Annotated in this window: 6 protein-coding genes; 3 read left to right on the top strand and 3 right to left on the bottom strand. The window is 72.0% G+C overall.

Annotated elements, in window-relative coordinates; genetic code table 11:
• Positions 1 to 399: 399 nt before the first annotated feature.
• A complete protein-coding gene (locus ACFZAT_RS24565; protein ID WP_073969135.1) occupies positions 400 to 618 on the bottom strand; it encodes an MbtH family protein in 219 nt (72 codons plus the stop codon).
• Between the two features lie 558 nt (positions 619 to 1,176).
• Between ACFZAT_RS24565 and thpR the strand changes: the two genes are divergently transcribed.
• Positions 1,177 to 1,824, top strand: a complete 648-nt coding sequence (gene thpR / locus ACFZAT_RS24560) for an RNA 2',3'-cyclic phosphodiesterase (RefSeq protein ID WP_391267086.1) — start codon at positions 1,177 to 1,179, stop codon at positions 1,822 to 1,824.
• Positions 1,825 to 1,966: 142 nt separating this feature from the next.
• Positions 1,967 to 2,527 carry a hemerythrin domain-containing protein gene (locus ACFZAT_RS24555; protein WP_391267084.1) on the top strand — a complete coding sequence of 187 codons (561 nt, stop codon included), beginning with the start codon at positions 1,967 to 1,969 and terminating at the stop codon, positions 2,525 to 2,527.
• 48 nt (positions 2,528 to 2,575) lie between these two features.
• Here ACFZAT_RS24555 and ACFZAT_RS24550 read toward each other — a convergent pair whose 3' ends face one another.
• Entirely contained in the window at positions 2,576 to 3,103 is a 528-nt protein-coding gene (locus ACFZAT_RS24550) for a hypothetical protein (RefSeq protein ID WP_391267082.1), read from the bottom strand.
• Between the two features lie 155 nt (positions 3,104 to 3,258).
• On the opposite strand from ACFZAT_RS24550, the gene ACFZAT_RS24545 reads away from it, so the two are divergent.
• Positions 3,259 to 4,812 (top strand): FAD-dependent oxidoreductase, encoded by a 1,554-nt coding sequence (locus ACFZAT_RS24545; RefSeq protein ID WP_391267081.1) that lies wholly within the window; start codon positions 3,259 to 3,261, stop codon positions 4,810 to 4,812.
• 1 nt (position 4,813) lies between these two features.
• Here the strand turns inward: ACFZAT_RS24545 and ACFZAT_RS24540 are convergent, their stop codons facing one another.
• The gene (locus ACFZAT_RS24540) at positions 4,814 to 5,935 is read right to left on the bottom strand and encodes a peptidoglycan bridge formation glycyltransferase FemA/FemB family protein (protein ID WP_391267079.1); all 1,122 of its coding nucleotides are present in this window, start codon (positions 5,933 to 5,935) and stop codon (positions 4,814 to 4,816) included.
• Positions 5,936 to 5,958 lie beyond the last annotated feature (23 nt).

Raw genomic sequence — 5,958 nt, 5'->3', positions numbered from 1 at the left:
GCCGGGACACACCTTTGGGGAGAGCTTTCGGGGGGACGAAGAGGGCAGGACGAAGCCGGCTGTGCCGGTGCGGCGTCCAGGGCCTACTACGGGCGGGTAAAAGCGCGGAGAACGTCACCGGGCCGGGGCATCGGGCACCACGGGACCGGCTTCCCGTTCCGAAAACCGGGAGCGGGCTCGGTTTTTACGCTTATCGAGGACAGGCCTACGCATGGTCCGTCAATGCAGTTCATCAATGGGGAAATAAAGCCGCGTGACAGCGGCATGAACAATTCTCGCCATTGCGTGATCGATCACCGCTGCGGATTGATCGATTCTGCCCGAATGGGAACGGCACTGATCGAGTGGGGCGCACAGGCGGCCCGCGGGCCGAGGCGGCGCGCGGGCCCGCGCGCGGATCTATCCGGCGTCGGCCTCCATCGCCCGCACCAGGCCGGCGGGCCGCATGTCCGTCCAAGCGGCCTCGATGGCGTCCAGACACTCCTGTCGCGAACCCTCCGGACCGCCGACGCTCCAGCCGCCCGGCACCTCGATGTGCGCCGGCCACAGCGAATACTGACCCTCGCCGTTCACCAGCGTCACGAACCGGCCCGACTCGTCATCGAAAGGATTGGTCACGACTGTCCCCCCACTTGTTTTCCCACATGCCACCGCATGTTCTTCAGATATATGCGGGCGCGCCGCACGGATTCACCGCTCCCCCGCCACCGCACCGCCCGTCCCTACCGCGCAAGTCCGGCCGCACGGGCCGGAGATACGTTACGCCTCGGGATACCGACGTGGCGCCGATGGCCGGCCGGTCGTCCGGCTTCGCCCGTTCACGCCAATCACCATAGAGGACCGCCGACAGCACAAGAGTCGAATTCGACCCATTACTTATCAGCCCGTACGGCCGCGACATGCGGGAAGGCCGGCCGGAGACATATGCCAGGCCCACTCCCCCGGAAATTTTCAGCCACTCGATGTCCCGATTGTGCGCATTTCGCTGAATACGACCCGCGCACATTCGGATAACCGCCGGCGTACACCCCCTCGTCCACGGACACGCGCCGAACACATCGCGCTCCCGTGCGCCGGGTGCGCGCCCCATTCGGGATCAATGGCCATTCCTCTCACCCTGCGTAATGTTCCGGTCCGCGGCGCCGCCGGCCACCCGGCGGGAGCGGCCGGTCCCGCATGCGATACGAATGCCGGGTGACCGAAGAGACCCCGGCAGCGACAGACCCCCCGCCCGCGACCGTGCGCGTGTTCATCGCCCTCGCTCCGCCCGACCCGGCCAAGGACGAGCTGGCCCGGGAGCTGCGCCCCGCCTGTGCGACGCACCCCGAGGTGCGGTGGAACCGGGTGGAGGACTGGCACATCACCCTGGCCTTCCTGGGCGCCCTCCCGGTGGACACCGTTCCGCTGTTGCGTCCGCCGCTCGCCGCTCTCGCCGCCTCCCACCCCGCTCCCCTCCTGGCGCTGCACGGCGGCGGCACGTTCGACGAACGGGTGGCGTGGAGCGGCGTCGCCGGCGACCTCGACGGACTGCACCGGCTCGCCGACGGCGTACGGGCCGTGGTCCGGGACTGCGGGATCCCCCTGGAGGGCCGGCCGCTGCGCCCCCATCTCACCCTCGCCCGGGTGCGCCGGGGCGACCACACGTCGGCCGGGGAGATCGCCGCGCTGCTCACGGAGTTCCGGGGCCGCCCGTGGCCCGCAAAGCGCCTGCACCTGGTCGGCAGCAACGCGGGGAGCGGACCCGGGCAGATCCGCTACCGCGACATCGAGGCCTGGCCGCTCGGCACGGCTTCCGGTGTCACCGCGCCGCCGGTACGTCCCTGACGGTGTGCGGCACGGGACCGTTACGCCAGCCTGACCGGAGTGGGGCGTGGCTCCGTGTGTTGGTGGGGTTCGGGGGTACCGCTGTGGAACGGTGAGCTGACTTGGGCTCGCACGCACCACACAAGCGGAGAGGGTTGCACTCATGGGACACGGCGGGAACGTGATCGCGGAGCTCACCACGGACCACCGCGAGGTCGACGAACTGTTCGCGAAGATCGAGGCCCAGCCGGTCGGCGACGAGCAGCGCAGGAAGCTCGCCGACGAGCTGACGATCGAGCTGGTCCGGCACTCCGTGGCGGAGGAGATGCACCTCTACCCGGTGGTCCGGCGGTTCGTGGACGACGGCGACGACATGGCCGACGAGGAGCTGGAGGACCACGCGAAGGTGGAGCAGCACCTCAAGGAGCTGGAGGGGCTGCCCGCGGACGACCCGCAGTTCGACCACCTGGTGGCGCAGCTCAAGCTCGAAGTGACCAAGCACGTGCGCGACGAGGAGAACCGGCTGTTCCCGCTCCTGGCGGCGGCCGTCTCCCCGGAGACCCTGGACCAGCTGGGCGAGAAGGTGCGCGCGGCGAAGAAGACCGCCCCGACGCGTCCGCACCCCTCGATGCCCGACACCCCGCCCGGCAACAAGCTCCTCGGCCCCGGTGCGGGCCTGGTCGACCGGGCGCGCGACCTGCTGAGCGGTCGCGGCAAGGGCTGAAGCGCGCTGGGCCGAACCGGGCGCCGACGTACCCGGGCGCCCCGGCTCTCAGCAGGCGCGGGCCGGGCCGAGGCGCAGGCGGTCGAGCAGGTCCGTGTGGTGGAGGCGGGCTATCGGCTCCAGCAGGTCGGGGTGGCGCAGCAGTGCGGTGGCGGCCAGGTCGTACGCGCTGGGCTCGGTCAGGCGGCGGAACTCGGCGGGTCCGGTCACCCCGTGCTCGGTCCCGTCGAGCGCCTTCACCGCTTCCTTCGCCGCGTCGGGCGCCGTGAGCAGATGGGCGGCCCAGCTGGCGACGACCTCGTCCACCCAGCTGCGCCAGGCCACCTCAGCCGGGCCGGGCGTCGCACGCCCGTGGCCGCCGGTGACCTCGTCCAGGCGGGCGGATCCGCCGGGCCCGGTCAGGACCACGAGGGCGGCGTCCAGGTCGGTCGGATAGCGCAGCCAGGTGGCGACCGTGACGGCTTGGCGGGCCTGCGCCTCGGCCAGCGCGGCGGTGAGCGGGCCGCCGCCGGCCGGGAACGCGCGCGTCAGCCACTGGGTGGTGGCGGCGATGAGCGGGGCAAGGTCTGCGGGCATCGGGGCGTCCCCTCGGGTGCTGGATCGCCGTGCAGCGTACTGCGCCGCTCCCCGGCCTCCGTATGACGCAGAGCACCTTCCGTCCGTGGTGTGCGTCATGACCGCCCCCGACCGGCACGACACCTCCTGGCCCCGAATGATTGGGAGAGCACACGATGAACCACCCCCGCCCTCTTCCGGGGCTGGACGAGTCCTTCTGGATGGACAGCACCGACGCACCCGAGCACCCGCGGCTGGCGTCGGACACCGATGCGGACGTCGTCGTGATCGGCGGCGGCATCGCGGGCCTGAGCACGGCGTGGGAGCTCAGCCGGGCGGGCCGGAACGTCGTGGTCCTGGAGGCGGACCGCGTCGCCTCCGGGGTGACCGGCTATACCACGGCCAAGGTCTCCGCCCTCCAGTCGCTGGTGTACGACCGGCTGCGGCGGACCCGGGGTCTGGACGCGACCCTGCTGTACGCGGCGTCGCAGCTGGACGCGGTGGACCGGGTGGCCGGCATCGTGGCGGAGCTGGGGATCGCGTGCGACCTGGAGCGGGTGAGCGCGTACAGCTACGCGGCCGGGGCGCGGTCCCGGCACCTGATCGAGGCGGAGGCGCGGGCCGCCGCCGACGCGGGGCTCGATGTCGCGTACGTCTCCGGGACGGAACTGCCCTTCCCGGTCGGCGGGGCGGTCCGGGCGGACGGCCAGGCCCAGTTCCACCCGCGCAAATACCTGCTGGGGCTGGCCCGGGATCTGATCGCGCAGGGAGGACGGGTCTTCGAGCGCAGCCGGGTGACCGGGCTGTCCGAGGGGACACCGTGCCGGGTGACCGTCGAGTCGGGGCACAGTGTGACGGCCCGGGACGTGGTGGTCGCCACGCATTACCCCGTCTTCGACCGCGCGATGCTGTTCGCCCGGCTCTCACCCCGGCGGGAGCTGGTCGTCGCCGCGCCCATCGCCGCGGACCTGGCGCCGAAGGGCATGTACATCACCGAGGACGAGGGGAAGCGCTCGGTGCGCTCCACTCCGCTCGATGACGGCCGGCGCCTGCTGATCGTGACCGGGGAGAGCTTCACGCCGGGCACCGGGGACCCCGGTGAGCGGTTCCGGCGGCTGGACGCGTGGATGCACGAGCGGTTCCCGGCGGCGGGCCCGACCGCGTACCGGTGGGCGGCGCAGGACAACGATCCCAGCGATACGGTCCCGCTGATCGGACCGTTCCACATCGGGGCCCGGCACACCTATGTGGCGACCGGGTTCGGCGGCTGGGGCATGACCGGCGGGGTGCTCGCGGGCCGGCTGCTGACCTCGCTCATCGCGGACGGCGTCCCGCCGCTGCCGTGGGCGCAGTTGTACGACCCCCGGCGGCTGGGGAGCGCGGTGCGCGAGGCGGGGTCGCTGCTGGGTGCGCAGGCGGAGGTGGCCAAGCACTTCGTCGGCGACCGGCTGCGGGTCAGCCACCTGGACTCGGTGAGCCAGGTGGTTCCGGGCACGGGGGCGGTGGTCCGGGTGAACGGCCGCCGCTGCGCGGTGTACCGGGCGCCGGACGGCACGGTGCGGGCGGTGTCCGCGCGGTGCACGCATCTGGGGTGCCTGGTGGCGTTCAACGAGGCGGAGACGGCGTGGGAGTGCCCGTGCCACGGTTCGCGCTTCGGGGTCGACGGCTCGGTGCTCCAGGGCCCGGCGGTGCGGCCGCTGGAGGCGCTGGACCTGGACGGCGAGGGGTGAGCTACCGCCGCGCCATGTAGAGGCTGAACGCCTTGTGCAGGACCTTGTTGAGCGGGTAGTCCCACTCGCCGACGTACTCGGCGGCCTGTCCGCCGGTGCCGACCTTGAAGCGGAGCAGCCCGAGCAGGTGGTTGCTCTCGTCGAGGGTGTCGGTGGTGCCGCGGAAGTCGTAGACGTGCGCGCCCATGGCGTGGGCGTCGCGGATCATCTGCCACTGGATGGCGTTGTTGGGCTGGACCTCGCGCCGGCGGCTGGTGGACGCCCCGTACGAGTACCAGACGTGTCCGCCGACGGTGAGCATGGTGGCGGCGGCCAGCACCTCGCCGTCGTGCGCGGCGAGGTAGAGCCGCATCCGGTCGGGGTGTTCAGCGGTGAGCGCCTTCCACATGCGCTGGAAGTACGCCAGGGGGCGCGGGATGAACCGGTCGCGCTCGGCGGTCTCGGTGTAGAGCGCGTAGAAGGTGTCCAGGTCGGCGTAGTCGCCCTGGACGACCTTGACGCCGGCCTTCTCGGCCTTCTTGACGTTGCGCCGCCACAGCTGGTTGAACCCGGCCAGGATGTCCTCGGGCGAGCGGCCGGCGAGGGGGAGCTGGAAGACGTAACGCGGCTGTCCGGCGGCGAATCCGTCCTCGCCGTCGCCCCCGGACCGCTGCCAGCCCATGGTCCGCAGACGGTCCGTCAGCGCGAGGGCGCGCGGGTCCTGTCCGGTGGGCGGGACCTCGCCGAGGCGGTGCGCCCCGGGATCGGCGATGGCCTCCTTGACGGTGGCCGCGTCCCAGCGCCGGGCCACGACGGGCGGGCCCATCTTCACGGTGAACGCGCCCCGCGCCTTGAGGTGTTCCAGGAGCGGGTTCAGCCACCGGTCGAGATCGTCGTCGTACCAGTCGATGACGGGGCCCTCGGGGAGGTAGGCGAGATGGCGCTTGATCCTGGGCAGCGGCCGGTACAGGACCAGGGCGGTGCCGGTGATCCTGCCGGCGCCGTCGAACCAGCCGAGGCTCTCCGCCCGCCAGTCGGGCTTCACCTCGCCCCAGGACGGGACCTGCATGTGGCTCGCGGAGGGGAGACTGCCGACGTACGCCAGGTGCTCTTCCCGGCTGATCGTCCTCAGGCGGAGGTCCATCGGTCTGCTCCTCGTCCACGGGT

It is taken from the genome of Streptomyces sp. NPDC008163, assembly GCF_042956885.1.
Classification (GTDB): domain Bacteria; phylum Actinomycetota; class Actinomycetes; order Streptomycetales; family Streptomycetaceae; genus Streptomyces; species Streptomyces drozdowiczii_A.
The sequence above is the reverse complement of the archived record's forward strand: the minus strand, read 5'-3'. Positions and strand labels throughout refer to the sequence as shown.

Coding starts and splice junctions, on each gene's coding strand:
- thpR (WP_391267086.1), top strand. CDS start 1,177: ATGCGATACGAATGCCGGGTGACCGAAGAGACCCCGGCAGCGACAGAC.
- ACFZAT_RS24555 (WP_391267084.1), top strand. CDS start 1,967: ATGGGACACGGCGGGAACGTGATCGCGGAGCTCACCACGGACCACCGC.
- ACFZAT_RS24550 (WP_391267082.1), bottom strand. CDS start 3,103: ATGCCCGCAGACCTTGCCCCGCTCATCGCCGCCACCACCCAGTGGCTG.
- ACFZAT_RS24545 (WP_391267081.1), top strand. CDS start 3,259: ATGAACCACCCCCGCCCTCTTCCGGGGCTGGACGAGTCCTTCTGGATG.
- ACFZAT_RS24540 (WP_391267079.1), bottom strand. CDS start 5,935: ATGGACCTCCGCCTGAGGACGATCAGCCGGGAAGAGCACCTGGCGTAC.